The 17298-nt window shown below is 37.9% G+C and carries 17 protein-coding genes; 9 read left to right on the top strand and 8 right to left on the bottom strand.

Going from position 1 to position 17298, the window contains the following annotated elements:
* Window positions 1-401 precede the first annotated feature (401 nt).
* Both J7E57_RS26740 and J7E57_RS26735 read left to right on the top strand, forming a co-directional pair.
* The gene (locus tag J7E57_RS26740) at window positions 402-2621 is read left to right on the top strand and encodes an NADP-dependent isocitrate dehydrogenase (protein ID WP_215132316.1); all 2220 of its coding nucleotides are present in this window, start codon (window positions 402-404) and stop codon (window positions 2619-2621) included.
* A gap of 401 nt (window positions 2622-3022) precedes the next feature.
* Entirely contained in the window at window positions 3023-3430 is a 408-nt protein-coding gene (locus tag J7E57_RS26735) for a hypothetical protein (protein ID WP_215132315.1), read from the top strand.
* Between the two features lie 148 nt (window positions 3431-3578).
* On the opposite strand, the gene J7E57_RS26730 is transcribed toward J7E57_RS26735, so the two are convergent.
* From J7E57_RS26730 to J7E57_RS26720, 3 genes are all read right to left on the bottom strand, one after another.
* Window positions 3579-5402, bottom strand: coding sequence for a DNA polymerase III subunit gamma/tau (locus J7E57_RS26730; protein WP_215132314.1), 1824 nt, complete (start codon window positions 5400-5402; stop codon window positions 3579-3581).
* A gap of 103 nt (window positions 5403-5505) precedes the next feature.
* Entirely contained in the window at window positions 5506-6264 is a 759-nt protein-coding gene (locus J7E57_RS26725) for a DUF1570 domain-containing protein (protein WP_215132313.1), read from the bottom strand.
* Window positions 6265-6270: 6 nt separating this feature from the next.
* On the bottom strand, window positions 6271-7134 hold the full coding sequence (locus J7E57_RS26720; protein ID WP_215132312.1) for an AraC family transcriptional regulator: 864 nt from the start codon (window positions 7132-7134) through the stop codon (window positions 6271-6273).
* Between the two features lie 182 nt (window positions 7135-7316).
* Here J7E57_RS26720 and J7E57_RS26715 point away from each other — a divergent pair, with 182 nt between their 5' ends.
* The 5 genes from J7E57_RS26715 (at window position 7317) to rplI (ending at window position 10516) form a co-directional block, all read left to right on the top strand.
* Window positions 7317-7910 (top strand): hypothetical protein, encoded by a 594-nt coding sequence (locus J7E57_RS26715; protein WP_215132311.1) that lies wholly within the window; start codon window positions 7317-7319, stop codon window positions 7908-7910.
* A 133-nt stretch (window positions 7911-8043) separates the two neighbouring features.
* Window positions 8044-9288, top strand: a complete 1245-nt coding sequence (locus J7E57_RS26710) for an outer membrane beta-barrel protein (RefSeq protein WP_215132308.1) — start codon at window positions 8044-8046, stop codon at window positions 9286-9288.
* 152 nt (window positions 9289-9440) lie between these two features.
* A complete protein-coding gene (rpsF, locus tag J7E57_RS26705) occupies window positions 9441-9797 on the top strand; it encodes a 30S ribosomal protein S6 (protein WP_029277408.1) in 357 nt (118 codons plus the stop codon).
* A complete protein-coding gene (rpsR, locus tag J7E57_RS26700) occupies window positions 9797-10060 on the top strand; it encodes a 30S ribosomal protein S18 (protein WP_010599582.1) in 264 nt (87 codons plus the stop codon). Before rpsF ends, rpsR begins: the two co-directional genes overlap by 1 nt.
* 12 nt (window positions 10061-10072) lie before the next feature.
* Entirely contained in the window at window positions 10073-10516 is a 444-nt protein-coding gene (rplI, locus tag J7E57_RS26695; protein ID WP_029277406.1) for a 50S ribosomal protein L9, read from the top strand.
* A 60-nt stretch (window positions 10517-10576) separates the two neighbouring features.
* On the opposite strand, the gene J7E57_RS26690 is transcribed toward rplI, so the two are convergent.
* Entirely contained in the window at window positions 10577-11275 is a 699-nt protein-coding gene (locus J7E57_RS26690) for an SDR family oxidoreductase (RefSeq protein WP_215132307.1), read from the bottom strand.
* 30 nt (window positions 11276-11305) lie between these two features.
* Complete coding sequence (locus J7E57_RS26685) at window positions 11306-12115, bottom strand: DUF1080 domain-containing protein (protein ID WP_215132306.1); 810 nt, start codon at window positions 12113-12115, stop codon at window positions 11306-11308.
* 190 nt (window positions 12116-12305) lie between these two features.
* Here J7E57_RS26685 and mtgA point away from each other — a divergent pair, with 190 nt between their 5' ends.
* Window positions 12306-13034, top strand: coding sequence for a monofunctional biosynthetic peptidoglycan transglycosylase (gene mtgA, locus J7E57_RS26680; protein ID WP_215132305.1), 729 nt, complete (start codon window positions 12306-12308; stop codon window positions 13032-13034).
* Between the two features lie 120 nt (window positions 13035-13154).
* On the opposite strand, the gene J7E57_RS26675 is transcribed toward mtgA, so the two are convergent.
* From J7E57_RS26675 to J7E57_RS26665, 3 genes are all read right to left on the bottom strand, one after another.
* Window positions 13155-15569, bottom strand: a complete 2415-nt coding sequence (locus J7E57_RS26675) for an AsmA family protein (RefSeq protein ID WP_215132303.1) — start codon at window positions 15567-15569, stop codon at window positions 13155-13157.
* Window positions 15570-15664: 95 nt separating this feature from the next.
* Window positions 15665-15955 carry a YciI family protein gene (locus tag J7E57_RS26670; protein ID WP_215132302.1) on the bottom strand — a complete coding sequence of 97 codons (291 nt, stop codon included), beginning with the start codon at window positions 15953-15955 and terminating at the stop codon, window positions 15665-15667.
* 5 nt (window positions 15956-15960) lie between these two features.
* On the bottom strand, window positions 15961-16440 hold the full coding sequence (locus J7E57_RS26665; RefSeq protein WP_215132301.1) for an ABC transporter ATPase: 480 nt from the start codon (window positions 16438-16440) through the stop codon (window positions 15961-15963).
* Between the two features lie 50 nt (window positions 16441-16490).
* Here J7E57_RS26665 and J7E57_RS26660 point away from each other — a divergent pair, with 50 nt between their 5' ends.
* Window positions 16491-16976: a hypothetical protein gene (locus J7E57_RS26660; protein WP_215132300.1), complete on the top strand. Its 486-nt coding sequence runs from the start codon at window positions 16491-16493 to the stop codon at window positions 16974-16976.
* Window positions 16977-17298 lie beyond the last annotated feature (322 nt).

The raw sequence follows: 17298 nt of genomic DNA, 5'->3' as shown, positions 1-17298 counted from the left end.
TATAGATGATCCAAATACAGCGAAATGGTCAATAGGTACTGTTCAAACTTTAAGAAATAAAAAAAGGGAGGGTTATCCTCTCACGACGGCATCGATTAATTTTCGTGTCTTGCGGGACTACAAGTTTATCTCCCTCTTTTGATTATTTTTATTATAAAGGTAAAGATATGAGCAGGAATGAATTTAAAAAATAGCAAATGGCCCCGCGCTCCAAAAACAAATTCCGTCATTAACATTTTACTTGCTATCTGCAATTAATGGTACAAACCACACCATAAATAACATTGCGATGTTCCTTAAGTCATTCGATTATTTTATCTTTAGGCGATTTTAAGAAGATCGGTTTACAAACCTAAAAACCGGTTGAATAATTAACATTAATAAGCAAAATCAATATAAACATGTCAAATACATCAAAAATTATCTACACCAAAACCGATGAAGCGCCTATGTTGGCAACCTACTCACTTTTACCTATCGTACAAGCTTTTACCGCATCAGCAGGTATTGATGTAGAAACCAGAGATATTTCTTTAGCGGGAAGAATTTTGGCAAACTTTCCTGAGTATTTAAAAGACGATCAAAAAATTGGTGATGCTTTAGCAGAGCTTGGAGCTTTGGCTACCACTCCAGAAGCTAACATTATCAAATTACCAAATATTTCTGCTTCTATCCCTCAACTGGTAGATGTAATTACTGAGCTACAGGCGCAGGGTTTTGCCATTCCAAATTATCCTGATAATGCACAGAGCGACGAAGAAAAGGCAATTAAAGCTAAATATGCAAAAGTTTTAGGCTCGGCTGTAAATCCGGTTTTACGTGAAGGTAACTCTGATCGTAGAGCACCTAAAGCGGTTAAAAACTACGCCAAACAAAACCCACACTCGATGGGTAAATGGTCGGCAGATTCGAAAACCAAAGTAGCCAGCATGACTGAAGGCGATTTTTACGGCTCAGAAAAATCTACAACCGTTGCTGAAGCAGGTCAGTTTAAAATAGAGTTTGTTGCTGCAGATGGGGCAGTAACCGAATTAAAAGGATTATCGCCGTTAAAAGCAGGAGAGGTGATTGATAGTTCTGCATTGAGCTTATCGGCATTGAAAACTTTTGTGGCTAAAGAAATTGCTGAAGCTAAGGCGGCGGGCGTATTGTTATCTGCGCATTTAAAAGCAACGATGATGAAAGTTTCAGATCCGATTATTTTCGGCGCCATTGTTGAAGTTTACTTTGCAGATGTGTTTACTAAATATGCCGATCTTTTCAAAGAACTGAACATTGATACCCGTAATGGTTTAGGCGATGTGTACGCAAAAATTGCCGGCAACGCAAAACAAACTGAAGTTGAAGCTGCTTTGGCTCAGGCTATAGAAAACGGTCCGGCCCTGGCCATGGTAAATTCTGATAAAGGAATTACCAACCTTCATGTTCCATCGGATGTGATTGTTGATGCTTCGATGCCAGCCATGATCCGTACTTCGGGGCAGATGTGGAATAAAGAAGGTAAAGCACAAGATACCATCGCTTTAATTCCAGACCGTTGTTATGCCGGTGTTTACACTGCAACCATTGATGACTGTAAAGCAAATGGTGCTTTTGATGTGACTACTATCGGTTCGGTACCCAATGTTGGTTTAATGGCTCAAAAAGCTGAAGAATATGGTTCGCATGATAAAACTTTCCAGGCTACTGCTGCCGGAACAATCCGCGTAACTGATGCTAATGGTAAAGTATTTTTCGATCAGAAAGTAGAAAAAGGCGATATCTTCCGCATGTGCCAAACCAAAGATGCCCCGATTCAGGATTGGGTAAAATTAGCGGTTAACAGGGCACGTTTATCAGAAACCCCTGCCATTTTCTGGTTAGACGAAAATAGAGCACACGATAGAGAAATCATTGCTAAGGTGAACAAATATTTAAAAGACCACGACACTACTGGTTTAGATATCCGCATTTTGGCTCCAATCGAGGCCACTAAATTTACCTTGGAGCGTATCCGCAAAGGTTTAGATACCATTTCGGTTACCGGTAACGTATTGCGTGACTATTTAACAGATTTATTCCCAATTTTAGAATTAGGAACCTCTGCTAAAATGTTATCAATCGTACCTTTAATGAACGGTGGTGGTTTGTTCGAAACTGGTGCTGGTGGTTCTGCTCCAAAACATATTGAGCAATTTATTGAAGAAGGTTATTTACGTTGGGATTCGCTTGGTGAGTTCCTAGCACTTCAGGCCTCTTTAGAGCATTTATCTCAAACGCAAAATAACGCAAAAGCGCAGGTATTAGCTGATGCTTTGGATGAGGCAAATGCGAAATTTTTGGCAACGGATAAATCTCCAGGCAGAAAACTGGGTACTATTGATAACCGTGGTTCTCACTTCTATTTGGCTTTATATTGGGCTGAAGCTTTAGCGGCTCAAACTAAGGATGCTGATTTGCAGGCCAGATTTGCACCGTTGGCTAAAACCTTGTTAGCAAACGAAGCGAAAATTAACGAAGAGTTGATCGGTTCGCAAGGCAAACCTCAAAACATTGGCGGTTACTATAATCCTAATGATGAACTGGCAAGTAAAGCCATGCGCCCAAGTGAAACATTAAATACTTCTTTGGCTTCTTTGTAAGCTAAATAAAAATCATATAATGAGCGCCCGATTTAGATCAGGGCGCTTTTTTTATGAGTTGTCAACTTTAATATGCTTCTAGTACGGAAGTTGACAACTCTTAAAATATTCTGGCGTCCCGATATAAAAATCAGGGCGCTTTTTTATGGTTTAATGCTGTTAGATTTATAGTCATTTTGCTAGGAGGTTGACGAGTCTTTTATTTTGGAAAACAGGTTCTTGCGTGAGGGATAGCAACGGAAAGCCCACAGCCCGATTCTTCATCGGGCTAGGACTTGAAGTGTATAGCCCGACCCTTGCGCAGCTTGGGGCACGCCCCAATAATTGAAAGATTCTCTTGCTAGAAACAAACCTTATCGGGATCATTTTGTTATATTCATATAAATTAGAACACCCATATCATGGCAAATAACGAGAATAAAGGATCGCAGGATAAAATACACAGTACCACAGAAAATAGCGAAATCAATAAAGAGAATCTCGCTTATGATGAAAATAAGCAGAGTTACGAGCTCGATGTAAGAGGTACAGATAAAGATTACGACCATCCGATGGGATACGAAACGGTTGCTGCTGGTGCCAAAGATGATGATTCTACCTATGATGAGGCTAACCCCTATATTGGCGATGAATACGCACGCAATGAAGAAATTGCCGAAGATAACCTCGAAGAATTAGGCATGCACGTAGATAACGGGGAGAGTGTAAAGCTGAACCCTGAAGATGAAATCCTTGCCCGTACACCCGAAGATAACCGCAATGATTTAGATGAAGAAGGTTATCCGATTAACGATACGCCCCAAAAGTAGTCAATAGATTACTGTCGTGAGGATAGTTAGTTGACGAAACAATCATAATAGGAAAAGCAGGGTTATACATTTACGATGATGTGTAGTCCTGCTTTTTATTTAGTAATTTTTAACCGAATAAGTATTGTTCAGTTGTCGGATCTGAAATTTAAGGATTAACATCTAAGTTAAATCTCCTGCGCAATTCGTCGAGCTTTGGGTTTTTATTTACCAGGTAATCATACTTTTCACGGTTGCCATAAAGCCTGTTTTCTATTTTACGTTCAACCTGTTTGTAGGTAACCTCTACACCAAAATTGCTAAGCTCATTTCTCAAAAAGTTCAACAGCTCAACAGATTCTTGTTGTACAAGGTGTTCCTGCGTTTTACTTTCCACCGAGATTTCGATCAGCTCGGGATTTAAAAGCGTAGGCGCGAAATTATTTAAGATAGTAAAAAGATTGATTTTATCCGTCGCCTTCATTTTTTGAGTAAAGGCATTCCATACTTCCAATAAGCGGTCGTAACTAAAAGGTTCTCTGGCTTCGCCTGTAACTTTTTTTGGACCCTTATCGTCATCTTCCTGTGCAGTCCGGTTCAGATCGTTTAGCGATGGAATGAGTGTACTTATCGCATTGGGCTTTGGAATATTGATACTAATGGAAGTTGCAGATGGTGGCGGACCAACCCTGGGTGTTTCCTTAGGTTTTTCTTCTTCAGGAATGTTCGGTAAAACAGCCGTTTTAACAATAGGCGATACAGCTTGGTCCGTATTTTCGCTTTCTGTTTGTGGCTTTGGTGTTTCTGCCTGTTCAGCTACGACATTAGTTTTTTTTTTATCCTGATCTACGTCAGTTGCTGTGTTATTAGGGCTTAAAGGCTGTTGTGCTAAATTGACGACCGACCGGATATGGCACATTTTAATCAGTGCCAGCTCTACCTGTAAACGCTGGTTTTTAGAATTCTTGTAATTTAGATCGCAGGTATTGGCCAGGTTTAATGCCGTTAACAAAAACGATAATTCTGTTTGCCTGCACTGATCGAGATATTTTTGCTTGATGTTTTCGCTAACTTCTAAAAGTTTAATGGTCGATGCATCTTTACCCACCAATAAATTACGGAAATGCGAAGCCAGGCCATTTATAAAGTTATTCCCATCGAAACCGTTATTTAAAATTTCGTCGAACAGGAGTAGGGTTTGGCTAACTTCTGCTGCGGTTAAATAAGAGGTAAGCTTGAAAAAATAATCGTAATCTAAAATATTAAGGTTATCGATTACAGCTTTATAAGTAATGTTCTTGTTTGCATAACTGGCAATCTGATCGAACATCGAAAGTGCATCCCGCAGTCCACCGTCTGCCTTTTGGGCAATAATATGCAAACCATCGCTTTCAAACGCAATATTTTCGCGTTGGGCAATGGTTGATAAGTGACTGGCAATATCTTCTACCTGGATCCGGTTGAAATCAAAAATCTGGCAACGTGATAAAATAGTCGGCAGGATTTTATGTTTCTCAGTGGTGGCCAGGATAAAAATAGCATAAGAAGGTGGTTCTTCCAATGTTTTCAAAAAGGCATTAAATGCACTTTGTGATAACATATGAACCTCATCAATGATATAGATCTTATATTTTCCGGCTTGTGGTGGTATTCTAACCTGCTCGATTAAGCTACGGATGTCATCAACAGAGTTGTTTGAAGCCGCGTCTAATTCGTGAACATTAAAAGAATGCCCGTTCTGAAAAGAAAGACAATTGTCGCATTGGCCACAGGCTTCCATTTCTGCTGTAGGGTTGGTACAGTTAATGGTTTTTGCAAGGATGCGTGCACAGGTTGTTTTACCCACACCACGAGGCCCGCAGAATAAAAATGCCTGGGCAAGTTGATTGTTTTTAATGGCGTTTTTTAACGTACCGGTAATATGCTGCTGGCCAACAACGGTTTCGAAGGTGGCTGGGCGGTATTTACGGGCAGAAACGATAAAATTTTCCATCGGCACGAAAATAGGAATTTTTTATCAGTTGGAATGTGGTAAGATTGGAATGTTGAAAAGTTGTAATATGATCAGGCGGGAGGCTTAAGCTTAAAAGAACAATTTATTTATGATAGTTGTAAAATAGCTTATATCTTTCTTCAAACCGGTCAAAACTGCCAAAAGTAAGTTCAATCGCTTTTTCGGTATCGTAACCCTGCGTATTTAGTTTAATTATTTTTTTAAACAGGTCTGTTCTTTTGGATTTTATAAAAAAGTAGATCACACTATAAGCTGTGTTGTAATTGTCGTCTATATCATGTCCGTAAAATGAACCACTGTATATTTTAAAGAAATTTTTTAGCCTTTCGCTGTCTTTCGAATCTATTCCTGCTTTTATACGCTTAATTCTACCGCTTTGTGGATAGGAGTATAAATTTCCCTCACTGTCAAAATCTAGTGTTTCGAAAAACTCTGCAAGGCCTTCGTTTAACCATTTGGGCGATTTTTTAAAATTAAACTGGAAAATACTATGGCTGGCCTCATGGAGTGCTACCGAAATGAAATCGCTGCTCTTATATACAAAGGCTTCGTTAATTGCGGCAATATAAAATCCAGCACTATTTATTGGTGCACTATATGTTTTTTGCGCTAAGCGATAATCTTTACTTTTTCCATAGAGGTTTATTTTAACAGGGGCAGTAATGTTCTCTCTGGTTTCAAAAATTTCGTTGCAGAACATGCGTTCGTAAGCAATCAGTTTCTCTATCTTCTTTTGCTCGGTTTCGCTTATTTTGCAGTTTACTAAATTAATGTCAACATATTGAGCATATAGGGATAAGCTGATGAAGTTTAAGAGTATCAATAGTAGGGATTTGTTCATGCTTATTTATTTAATCAGCGACTTAAGCTCATGCCTGTATTCTGATGCGCTTTTGCCGGTAAACTCCTTGAACAATTTATTAAAGTGGCTAAAGTTGTTAAAACCGCTTTCGTAAGAAATATTGGCAATACTGATGGGTTTTTCGGCCAGAAGTTTTGAAGCATGTACTACTCTATATTCATTCACAAAATGGGTAAAGGTTTTTTTGGTGATCTTTTTAAAATATCGGCAAAAGGAGGGAACAGTCATACTCGACATTTCAGCGATATGCTGCAAACTGATCTGATCCTGAAAATGATCTTTTACATAGTTAAAGATCATATTAATGCGGTCGTTGTCCTGCACCTGCATTTCCATCGAAAACCCATCGGCATTTAAAATTTTATAATCTTTGGCATGTTCGAGTTCTTTTAAAACGCTGAGCAGGGTTAAAAGCCTATCGAATGGAGGCTGATCGTCCATCATTTCGATCCTGTCGCCTACCATACTCTTGGTTTCGCTGCCAAATGCAATTCCTGCCTTTGCTTTATCAAAAAGCTCATGGATCCCTTTTATCTCCTGCAGGCCTAAAAAAGTGGTGCCTAAAAAATCGGGCTTCATTTGGATTACCGTTTCGTTTTTATTCCCCGTATTGGTATCCGTAAATCCGCAATGGGGCAGGTTGCTGCCAATCAGGATCAGATCACCATCGGTATAATAAGAAACGTGGCTGCCGATCTGCCTTTTCCCGGCACCACCATTTACAAATACCATTTCAACTTCGGGGTGGTAATGCCAGAGGTGCGCCATGTTATTGGCGTTTTCTACATACTTTGAATAATAGAATGAACTCCCGAAAGAAGGTTCAACAACCTCGAAACTTGGCTTCATTATTTTCTAATTTATTGTACTAAAATACATAAAAAATATGCTTTATTATAACTTATGATAAAATACCCTTGTAATTGGGGTAATATAGCATAGATATTGGAAAATATGCAATCGTCTATATCTCAGTTACCTCCATACCTTAGTGGTGTCATATAATTATTAACTCTTTAAAAATATTGGTTATGAAAAAGTTCTTAAAAATCGGTTTAATAGCAGCGTTGTTTTTTACTGCTACGGGTGTTCACGCTAACGATGATAATTTTACGCTAAAAGTAAAAGGCGAAAAAGAAAAGTTTATCCGTTTTTCTGTAGATAAGGCAGAAGACGTTAATCTGTCACTGATCGGTGCAGATGAGGAAGTTTTATTTGAAGAAAATATTCATGCTTCAGCTTTATCAAGCAAGGTTTATGATTTAAATGCACTTCCTGATGGAAACTATGTGCTTAAAGTAGAGTCTGAATTAAAACTGGCTAAATATACAGTAACCATCAAAGATGGTGAGGCACTTGTGTCTGAGCCAAAAGTATCTAACATATTTAAACCGGTTTATACTAAAAAAGATCAGGTAATTACCCTTGATCTGGATAACCTGGATAAAAACCCGATCGAAGTTAAAGTATACAACGAATACAATGACGAGGTTTACAACGAAGTATTTAAAGATAAAGCGCAGTTAACAAAAAAATTCAATATCAGCAAAACAGATTCTAAAGAATTAACCTTTGTGGTGACGTATAAAGAAGAGAGTTTTGTTAAAACGATACAAACTTATTAAACATTACAGCTAATTGATATGGGGAGATTGTCGGATAGATAGTCTCCCTTTTTTTGTTTGAACATTTTTTTAGCAATTGGCGATTACTCCGTGTGCCTTCTTTTATTATATTCGCGCTTTAAATTAACACAAGATGAAATATTTTTTGACTGGCTGTATGCTGCTCGCCGTTCTAACATCAAAAGCACAGTCCAATTTCCTTAAAGGATATGTAATTACCATTTCGAAAGATACTTTGAATGGTTTTGTCGATTATAAAGAAAGTTATAGGAGCCCCACTTCATTTAGGTTTAAAAGTACTATAGAAGGCAAGGTGCAGGTATTTTCAAAAAATGATGCCGAAGAGATAAATATTAGTAACCAGGCTCATTACAACAAATTTATTGTAAATGTTAGTCAAAGTAAAAGGGACATTCCTTCTTTATCTGTTGGTATAAATTTAACAACGCTGCGCGATACCGTTTTTCTGCAGGTTTTGCAAGACGGAAAAAATGTTACTTTATACAGTTATGAGGATATCATTAAAGAGCGGTTTTACATCAAAGACAAGGAGGTATCTGAGCCAGTAGAGCTGGTTAAGGAAGTGTATTTAGATGAAGTTAATAATGCCATTGCAAAAAGCCGCGATCAGTACTTAAATCAGTTATTGTTGCTTTTGAACAAATATCAACCCGGTAGCAAGAATTTAGAAAAACGAATAACCGGACTGGAATATAAAGGTACAGCACTTAAAAAAATAACTGCTGATATAAATGGGGATGTTGTTGCAAAATCCAGTGTTTACAACAGTAAGTTTTTTGCTGGTTTGGGTTTAAACGCCAGCAATGCTAGTTACCGAGGTGAATCATCCTTTGGTAATCAGAGCGGAAAGACAAACTTTTCTCCCGTTTTAACAGCTGGAGTGGATATTTATTTTAATCCTAACATCGGCAAACTGCTTTTTAGAACAGAGCTGTCTTTTTTGATGAACAAAGGCGACTTTTCTTCTATATTGAATGAGACCTACCGGCCTGATGTAACCCATAGTTTTAAACAATACTCTGCAGTCTTAACTCCGCAAATTTTATATAACCTTTACAATACCAGTCGTGTAAAGGTTTTTCTTGCCGCTGGTGCAGGTTTCAATTTTTCCACTTATGCTGACAATGTTTCTACTTCTGGCTATTCGCTTACCAATACCATTACTGTAGAAAAGGATAAGGTTAAACTCGAGACCTTTAATCTCAGTCCGCAGGTTTCGGCTGGCCTAACCTTTAACAAAAAGATACAGTTATCCGCAACCTATTCATTTAGATCTGCAATAAGCCGTTATATTTACTATAATGTATATATAGAGCGTATCAGTGTAGGTGTAAACTATTTCTTTAACCGGAAATAATTTTTCTATAGTATATCTCGGGGAGCAAAAATTAATTTCATTATTTAGTTGCTTCATTTTCGATTAAAGATTTGATTTTAAGAAATATATTGTTACTTTTGCATCCCCGTAATATACCTCGGGATTAAAAATTAAAAACATAATTTATAACAATGAATCAGTACGAAACTGTTATCGTTCTAACCCCTTTGTTATCAGAAGAAGTTGCTAAAGAGGCATTAGCCAAATATAAAGCAATCCTTGTTGATAACGGAGCCGAAATTGTCCAAGAGGATAATTGGGGTTTGAGAAAATTAGCGTATCCAATTGAGAAAAAATCAAACGGATTCTTCAACTTAACTGAATACAAATCTTCAGGTGATTTGATCGCAAAATTAGAGCTTGAATTAAAACGCGATGAGCGTGTGTTACGTTTCTTAACAATCCGTTTAGACAAACACGCTGTTGCTTACAATGAGAAAAAGCGTAGTGGTGCTTTTAACAAAAAAACTAAGGAGGTTGCAGCGTAATGGCAAGAGAACAAATACAATACGTAACTGCCCCTAAAGTAGAGGATAACCGTAAAAAATATTGCCGTTTCAAGAAAAACGGAATTAAATACATCGATTACAAGGATGCAAATTTCTTGTTGAAATTTATTAACGATCAAGGTAAATTATTACCACGCCGTTTAACTGGTACTTCGTTAAAATTCCAACGTAAAGTGGCTCAGGCAGTTAAACGTGCCCGTCACATCGGTTTGTTACCTTTCGTTGCTGATCAATTAAAATAGGAGGCTAGAGATATGGAAATTATTTTAAAACAAGATATTAAAGGCCTTGGCGAGAAAGATGATGTAGTTACAGTAAAGCCAGGTTATGGCCGTAACTATTTAATCCCTCAAGGATTTGGAGCATTAGCTACTTCTTCTGCTAAAAAAGTTTTAGCTGAAAACTTGAAGCAAGCTGCTTTTAAACAAGATAAAATTAAGAAAGATGCTGAAGGTGTTGCTGAGCGTTTAACTGATGTTAAACTTTCAATCGGTGCTAAAGCAGGCGAAAGCGGAAAAATCTTCGGAGCGGTTAACACCATCCAGATTGCTGAAGCATTAAAAGCACAAGGCTTTGATGTAGACCGTCGTCGTATTACTTTCGAAACTGAACCTAAATTTGTTGGCGAATATGTTGCTAACTTAAACTTACACAAAGAAGTTAAAGTTCAGGTTCCTTTTGAAGTAGTTGCTGAATAAGCATTCTTTAAAGAATCAAAAAAAGGTCGCGATGAAAATCGGGACCTTTTTTGTTATTTATTACCCCTTCGGCGTGGTTGGTCTGATTTCTACCTTACTCGGCAAAGTTCTTGCTGGCATGGCCAATAAATCAACAATCAGTTTACCCATATCCTCTGGCTGGATTTTCCAGGCATCATTTTCAGCATTGGGCTGGTGATCGTTAAAATGGCTCGCTACCGATCCTGGCATAATGGTACTCACTTTTACGCCATACTTTCTTAAATCGAGCATAACCGATTGCGTAAAACCTGTTAAACCAAATTTACTGGCATTGTAAGCTGAGCCACCCGCAAAAAAGTTTGTACCCGCTAAGCTTGATATCGTAAAAATATGTCCCTTATTCTTTTTGATTTCTTCAACACTGGCCTTAATGCTATAAAAAACGCCTGTTAAATTGGTGTCTATGGTTTCTTTCCATAAATCCACATCCAGCTCGTCAATAGGTGCAAAATGCCCTACGCCAGCGTTGGCAATGAGTATATCCAATTGTCCCCATTTTTCGAGTATCAGGTTTACCGCACCTTGCTGAGATTTAAAATCTGCAACATCTGCTTCAATGGCCAATACATCACCATGAGCCACCAGATGCGATGCGGCCTGGTTTGCGCTGGCAATTGTCCTGCTGGTAATGGCTACTTTATAACCTTCTTTTAAAAGAGCTTCGGCAATACCGAAACCAATTCCTTTACTTCCTCCTGTAATTAATGCAACTTTCATGTTCTTGTAACGTATAGTATCGAAAAATGTTTAATTAGATTTTTTGTTGTTATGGTGTGGAAGCTCCATGATCTGGATATCCTTAAAATCGACAGGCTGTCCCTCACTTTGTAGTGCAATAAAACCTTCAGTAAGCGCTTTTCCATCAATTTTAATTTTCGGGTCGAAACGGTTAGCTACGCCTCCTCCAATTTGTGGTTTGTTATACTGCAATACGGTATCACCATTAATAATATGTTTAACTATCGAATCGCCCATAACAATGAGTTCGGCAGATACCCACTGGTCGCCGTCGTATGTTTTTGATTTCGAATCCAGACAATGACCAGGAAACTTACTGCCATTGTAAAAAATCTCCGTACCTGGCGAGCACATATTTCCGGTAGGGCGTGGACGGCCATCGCTCAAACCGCCTAAAAACTGCATCTCGATCGAAATTGGCCAATCCTGTTCTTTAGGCATGGTTTTCGGATCTTGAGAATGGAACATCACCCCGCTATTACGCAAAGTATAACTTGGCGCACCTTTTTGCAGCTCGCCAACAAAACGGTATTTTAATTTTAGATGATAGTAAGAGAAGGGGGTTTTGTAATAAAGATGACCAAACTGATCATTAAAATCGCCGTATTGATCATATCGGACTTGTATTGTCCCATCTTCAACCCTAAAGGTATTTCCGTAGTTTACATTGTAATCATGATGGTGGATTTTAACGTTCCAATCTTTAATGTCTTTTCCATTAAAAAGTGTTATCCACTTTTCAGACCTATTATTGATGTTTTTGGTTGTACTGCAGCTCCATAGTGTAACAGCAAGAAAGAGATAGCCTAGTTTTTTCATTTGGTTAATTTTGTTTGCGCTCCGTTTAAAAATATGAATCACAAAATACATAAACAAACTGATTTTAATGTACAATAAGGGTTTACCACGAGAATTTTGCATTTTGGCGTTGTTTTTCGATGATAAAAAAATCGCATTATACCGGCCCTCTGCATTTCCCATCTTCCATCCCTTTAATTACCTTTGCGCCATGGCGAAAACGCGGACAACCAGAACTAAAAGCAAGGCAAAACGTCCCCTTTTAAAGAAGATTACCAATATTGCTACGAAAGTATTTTTATATTTTCTGCTGGTTTCTGTGTTTTGGGTAATCGCCCTGCGTTTTATCAATCCGCCTATTACACTTTTAATGGTGCTACGGAACATTGAACGCAAAGCCGATGGTAAGTCTTTTAAAACAGAGAAAAAGTGGGTGAAATTCGAGGATATGTCTGATAATATGAAAAGGGCTGCGGTATCTGCCGAAGATCAACTCTTTTTAAAACATATCGGTTTTGATATGAAAGCCATTGAAAAAGCTTTTGCCAGTAATGCCAAAGGGAAAAAGGTAAAGGGTGGAAGTACCATTTCGCAACAAACAGCTAAAAACGTTTTCTTGTGGCCTGGCCGGTCGTGGATAAGAAAAGGTTTTGAAGCTTATTTTACGCTACTCATCGAACTGTTCTGGAGTAAAGAAAGAATATTGGAAGTTTACCTGAACGTAATCGAAATGGGCGATGGGATTTATGGTGCCGAGGCCGCTGCCCAAGAGTATTATGGTAAGTCTTGTACAAAACTGACTAAGAAACAAGCTGCTTTAATTGCTTCTTGTTTTCCAAACCCGAGAAGATGGACGCCCAAAAATGCAACCCCATACATTAGGCACCGCCAATACCTGATTTTAAGAAATATGAACAGGTTAGGACCGCTTGATTTCTAATGATTGAGTGATAGAATTATTGAATTTTGAATGAAGGGGTTGAATAATTAAGTGCAAAAATTTATAATAAGGAAATACAAACACATTCAATCATTCAAAACTCAACATTCAATTATTAGTTTATTCATGATCCTTATTCCACCTGATCTTTATCCCGCCTTTTTCGTCATCTACGGCTTTTAAGTGTAATACGATACCGCGCATACGGGCTTCTCTTTTTTCCGATCTGGTTAGGTTTTCATCCCCTTTAGGGTTTCTCAGTGGAATGTCCATCTCTACATTTGTGCCACTCCCTAAAGCATAAATGCCTTTTACGTTAAAGTTTAAAGCGCTGGAGTTTATCAGCATCGGATTAATTTCTACCTTATCGCCACGGATGTTAAGGGTCCCATCCAGGTTTTTGATTTCTACGTTTGATAAATTCCTATTGGCAAAGGCAAACTTCCCAACTTTAATCATCGGGTCGAAATTAACCAGGGCTGCATTGTTTAGATTAAACACTACTTTACCGTTTATCGATCGCGGAAGAATTTTTCCGGTATGCGATATTCTTCCTGAAATGTTAACCAACGATGATAAATAACCTTTTAAATTTTTGTTGGTAATGGTATTCTGTCCGAAGTTATCAAACGAATAAAAGAAATCTTTAACACTTACATGGCTGATCTTTGAGTTGATTTTAAAGCTATTTGAGGCAGCTTCCTGCATAATACTTCCATTTAGCGATAGCTGTCCCCCGGCATGGGCCACACTTATTTTGTTGAAGAATATGCCTCCGCCACGTAAAGAAATGTCAGCATCAAGGTTTTTGGCCATGAAATTATTATAGATTGCTTTATTTACCGTTAAACGGATATTCATTTTCGAGAGTTCCAGTACATTGCTCAGCTCTTTGGATACTACCTGTTTATTCCCGCTCGGTTTCGTTTTCTTTGCCGTTCTGGGGCCTAAGAAGGGCAGAAATTCCTTTAGATAGAGTTGAGGACTCGACATTTTTAAGTTCACCAATATTTTCTCCGGGGCAGTGTAATATAGGTTGGCAAAATTGGCGATGCTACAGCTTACATTAAGTTCGCTTTTGCCCAATTGGAAATGCCCATTCTGGATCGATAAATCATTTTGGTTAAAGTTGATGTTTAGCGCACTTTTTACCAGATGGAGCTTCCGGGGGATGTAAAGAATGTCGGCATCGGCAATCTGTACTTCACCCGAAACAACTGGTTTGGTAAACCTGAAGTTATCAATGTCAGCCTTGCAATATAACCTTAAGTTGGCAGTTCCGTTTTTAAATTCAAAATCGTTCGTGCCTAACGAATTGTTTAAATTGGATAGGGGAAATTGTGAAGTTACCAGTCCGGTGGCAATTGGACGAGATAAATTATTTACCGTGAAAGTGTCGATCTTAAGCGGTGCATTAAAATATTTTGCAGTAAGCCTGTGAAACTTGATAGATGAATTTTCATCACCAATAATACCACCAACGGTATCCCGATTGGTAAAGGAACCATCAAAATTACAAGCCGTTAATTTACCTGATGGAATAGAAACTACATTATCCCTCACGGTTATGCCCACTTTGATCAATGGATCTCCGTATTTTCCTGATCCGTCGTCAACAATATTTCCCCGGATATCGATCGGCTTTTCTATCCCGAATTTTAAGAGTTTGGAAGAAATATTGGGAGATAAGAGTAATGCTACATCCCTGAACAAGATATCATCAACAGCAATGCTAATGGCAAAAGCAGATTTAGCAAGATCTATTTTAGCGCCTATCTTAAAAGGATGGCCGCCGATATTTAATATTTCGGGGCTTAATATCACTGCGTCCAGATCACGACTGTAGTGCGCATTTAAGGTTCCTTCTAAGGTTTTGTCTTTCAAGAAGCTACCTTTTCGGGTATTAAAGGCGAAACTGCTCACTTTCGTCATTAACTTGATTTTACCTGTCCAGCCGCTATCAGGATATTGCATTCTGCCCTGGATCTGATCGATATCGAAATTGAATAACTTGAATCTCTTTTTGTTATCTAATATCAGGCTAACCTTATTAAAATCTATTTTTTTGACTTCTAATGCGGAAGATTTTGGTGACGATTTTTTATCGTTTTTAGGTTTGCTTTTAAAAATACTGGTGTTGCTATAGCCAGTAGAATCGGTGTAGATATAAATAGCCGCATTGTTAATGGCAATCTGTTTAATGTTAATGTTCCCCACAATAAGCGAAAGTACGTTTAGCGATACATCTATATCCTGCGCTTTTAAAAGATCGTGTTTATGTTGGTTCCATAAACTATCTCTCAGTAAAACGCCGTTTAAGGATACCGAAACCCCGGGAAAACTTTTCAGGAGTGTTGGCTCCATGCTTGTAGCGGTAATTTTTCCGTTTAAATTTTTATTGAGCTGTGATAGGATAGAAGCGAGTACTTCTTTTTTATTTCTACTGATGTAAAATGCTCCTGCCAACCAGGTGAGGATAATCAGAACAACAATAACCGATATAATTTTTAAAGAGATTTTGAGCCAACGCTTCATAGACATTATTTGATTTAACCAATATAATGTTTTTTGCTAGCTAATTGTTTGAGCAGTAGTGAAAATAATGTAGGATATCACTACGGGTTTAAGAATTATTTTCCTAAAAGTGATTCGAGATCAGGATGATATTGTGAGGTTAAGAAATGTGTAATGGAGAAATCGGCCAATCGATTGATGTAAAACGGATCTTCCATTAGGATCTTTTTTAATTCATCTTCATCTTTTGCCAGGGCCAAAATAATTCCACCAGTTCGGGGTACTTTTCTGCCCGAAGCAACAAAAATGTTTTTTTTATAGTATTTCTTTAAATATTGAACATGGGCCTCCATATGCTCATCTAACTCGGTTAGTGGAACAATATATTTAAGATCTACAATGAACATGTGGTTTACAATAAATGGGCAAAAACAGTAGAATGCCAGCTATTTTGGAATGGCACTTCCCATTTGCTTTCCAACTCTGCCAGGTTCTGAACCATATTGTTAAACACAATCGTTTCTGGCGTTACCTGTTTAATATTTACCAAAGTTTCAAAATCCTCTTTGCTGTTTACCACAACCGCGCCGTTTACTTTGTAAGCAATGTTGAAGCGGTTAAAAAGATCTACCTGGTATTCCTGTTCAATTTCTTTGATCAATCTTACTGAGCTATCTATAGAGCACCCTGTAACACCCGCCTGACTTTCGTCGACCGTTAGGATAATAAAAAAGCCATAGCGGATTTCTGCTTTCGCAAGCAATTCATTTCCATGGGCTTTCCATTGGTTAGTAAAAGCTGCTAATTTGTTTAAGATCTCACTTTCTTCAACAGAAGTAAATTTGCGATCGCTTTGGTATACCCAAACTCTTGATTGTGGAGAAAAACTCATATACAAATTTATGATTTTAATTAAATTGGTGTGTTTAAAACGCTAACCTGATGAAAAAGTTTACACTCTGCTTGAAAATATCCCTTCTTTCGGCTTTTTGTATGTTTTTATGTGCTTTTTCCGACCCCGAAACCGTAGCGCAATCGATCAATTTTCTTCAAAAAACATTTACCGATCATTACGATAGCAGTCAGGAAAGCGAGCAGGTAAAGCGTTATGAGCTAAATGTTACCAACAATGGCTTTTGTCGTTACAAACGTTATTTTAATAACGGTAAAACAGAGTATTTCGCATTTAAGCTGTCGAAATTTAAAGATATGGACTATTATGGTACAACTACTTCGGGCAAATTGTATATCCATACCAAAGGTGACGACGTAATTGTGCAGACCTATAAAGACAAGGGAGGTGATGTAGACTCGATGGCTACGCAAGTAGTTATTCCGTTAAAAAATATGGAAGCTGAAGATTTAAACCTGATCCGTGATAATTTGAATAAAATAAATGCAGAGGTTTCAATTTCTCAGAAGCCATAGGTTTTATATGATGATGAGCATTTCAAGCGATTTGATTATCTTTTTCCAGTCTTATTAATTCCGTTGTTAACACCACTAGGGAAATTATATGTTAAGCTTATTGTTTATTTTGGAGCGCAGCGTCATTCGCTTTTTTTTATGTTAGTCCTGCTCATATCTTTACCTTTATAATAAAAATAATCAAAAGAGGGAGATAAACTTGTAGTCCCGCAAGACACGAAAATTAATCGATGCCGTCGTGAGAGGATAACCCTCCCTTTTTTTATTTCTTAAAGTTTGAACAGTACCTATTGACCATTTCGCTGTATTTGGATCATCTATA

It is taken from the genome of Pedobacter sp. ISL-64, assembly GCF_018613605.1.
Taxonomy (GTDB): Bacteria; Bacteroidota; Bacteroidia; order Sphingobacteriales; family Sphingobacteriaceae; genus Pedobacter.
Note: the sequence above shows the minus strand (reverse complement) of the source record. Positions and strands in the feature narration are given on the sequence as shown.

What these genes read in the sequence shown, in the direction of transcription:
- J7E57_RS26710 (WP_215132308.1), top strand. Translation starts at nt 8,044, where the DNA reads ATGAAATATTTTTTGACTGGCTGTATGCTGCTCGCCGTTCTAACATCA.
- J7E57_RS26730 (WP_215132314.1), bottom strand. Translation starts at nt 5,402, where the DNA reads ATGGAAAATTTTATCGTTTCTGCCCGTAAATACCGCCCAGCCACCTTC.
- J7E57_RS26675 (WP_215132303.1), bottom strand. Translation starts at nt 15,569, where the DNA reads ATGAAGCGTTGGCTCAAAATCTCTTTAAAAATTATATCGGTTATTGTT.
- mtgA (WP_215132305.1), top strand. Translation starts at nt 12,306, where the DNA reads ATGGCGAAAACGCGGACAACCAGAACTAAAAGCAAGGCAAAACGTCCC.
- J7E57_RS26735 (WP_215132315.1), top strand. Translation starts at nt 3,023, where the DNA reads ATGGCAAATAACGAGAATAAAGGATCGCAGGATAAAATACACAGTACC.
- J7E57_RS26690 (WP_215132307.1), bottom strand. Translation starts at nt 11,275, where the DNA reads ATGAAAGTTGCATTAATTACAGGAGGAAGTAAAGGAATTGGTTTCGGT.
- rpsR (WP_010599582.1), top strand. Translation starts at nt 9,797, where the DNA reads ATGGCAAGAGAACAAATACAATACGTAACTGCCCCTAAAGTAGAGGAT.
- rplI (WP_029277406.1), top strand. Translation starts at nt 10,073, where the DNA reads ATGGAAATTATTTTAAAACAAGATATTAAAGGCCTTGGCGAGAAAGAT.
- J7E57_RS26715 (WP_215132311.1), top strand. Translation starts at nt 7,317, where the DNA reads ATGAAAAAGTTCTTAAAAATCGGTTTAATAGCAGCGTTGTTTTTTACT.
- J7E57_RS26720 (WP_215132312.1), bottom strand. Translation starts at nt 7,134, where the DNA reads ATGAAGCCAAGTTTCGAGGTTGTTGAACCTTCTTTCGGGAGTTCATTC.
- J7E57_RS26685 (WP_215132306.1), bottom strand. Translation starts at nt 12,115, where the DNA reads ATGAAAAAACTAGGCTATCTCTTTCTTGCTGTTACACTATGGAGCTGC.
- J7E57_RS26740 (WP_215132316.1), top strand. Translation starts at nt 402, where the DNA reads ATGTCAAATACATCAAAAATTATCTACACCAAAACCGATGAAGCGCCT.
- J7E57_RS26725 (WP_215132313.1), bottom strand. Translation starts at nt 6,264, where the DNA reads ATGAACAAATCCCTACTATTGATACTCTTAAACTTCATCAGCTTATCC.
- J7E57_RS26660 (WP_215132300.1), top strand. Translation starts at nt 16,491, where the DNA reads ATGAAAAAGTTTACACTCTGCTTGAAAATATCCCTTCTTTCGGCTTTT.
- rpsF (WP_029277408.1), top strand. Translation starts at nt 9,441, where the DNA reads ATGAATCAGTACGAAACTGTTATCGTTCTAACCCCTTTGTTATCAGAA.
- J7E57_RS26665 (WP_215132301.1), bottom strand. Translation starts at nt 16,440, where the DNA reads ATGAGTTTTTCTCCACAATCAAGAGTTTGGGTATACCAAAGCGATCGC.
- J7E57_RS26670 (WP_215132302.1), bottom strand. Translation starts at nt 15,955, where the DNA reads ATGTTCATTGTAGATCTTAAATATATTGTTCCACTAACCGAGTTAGAT.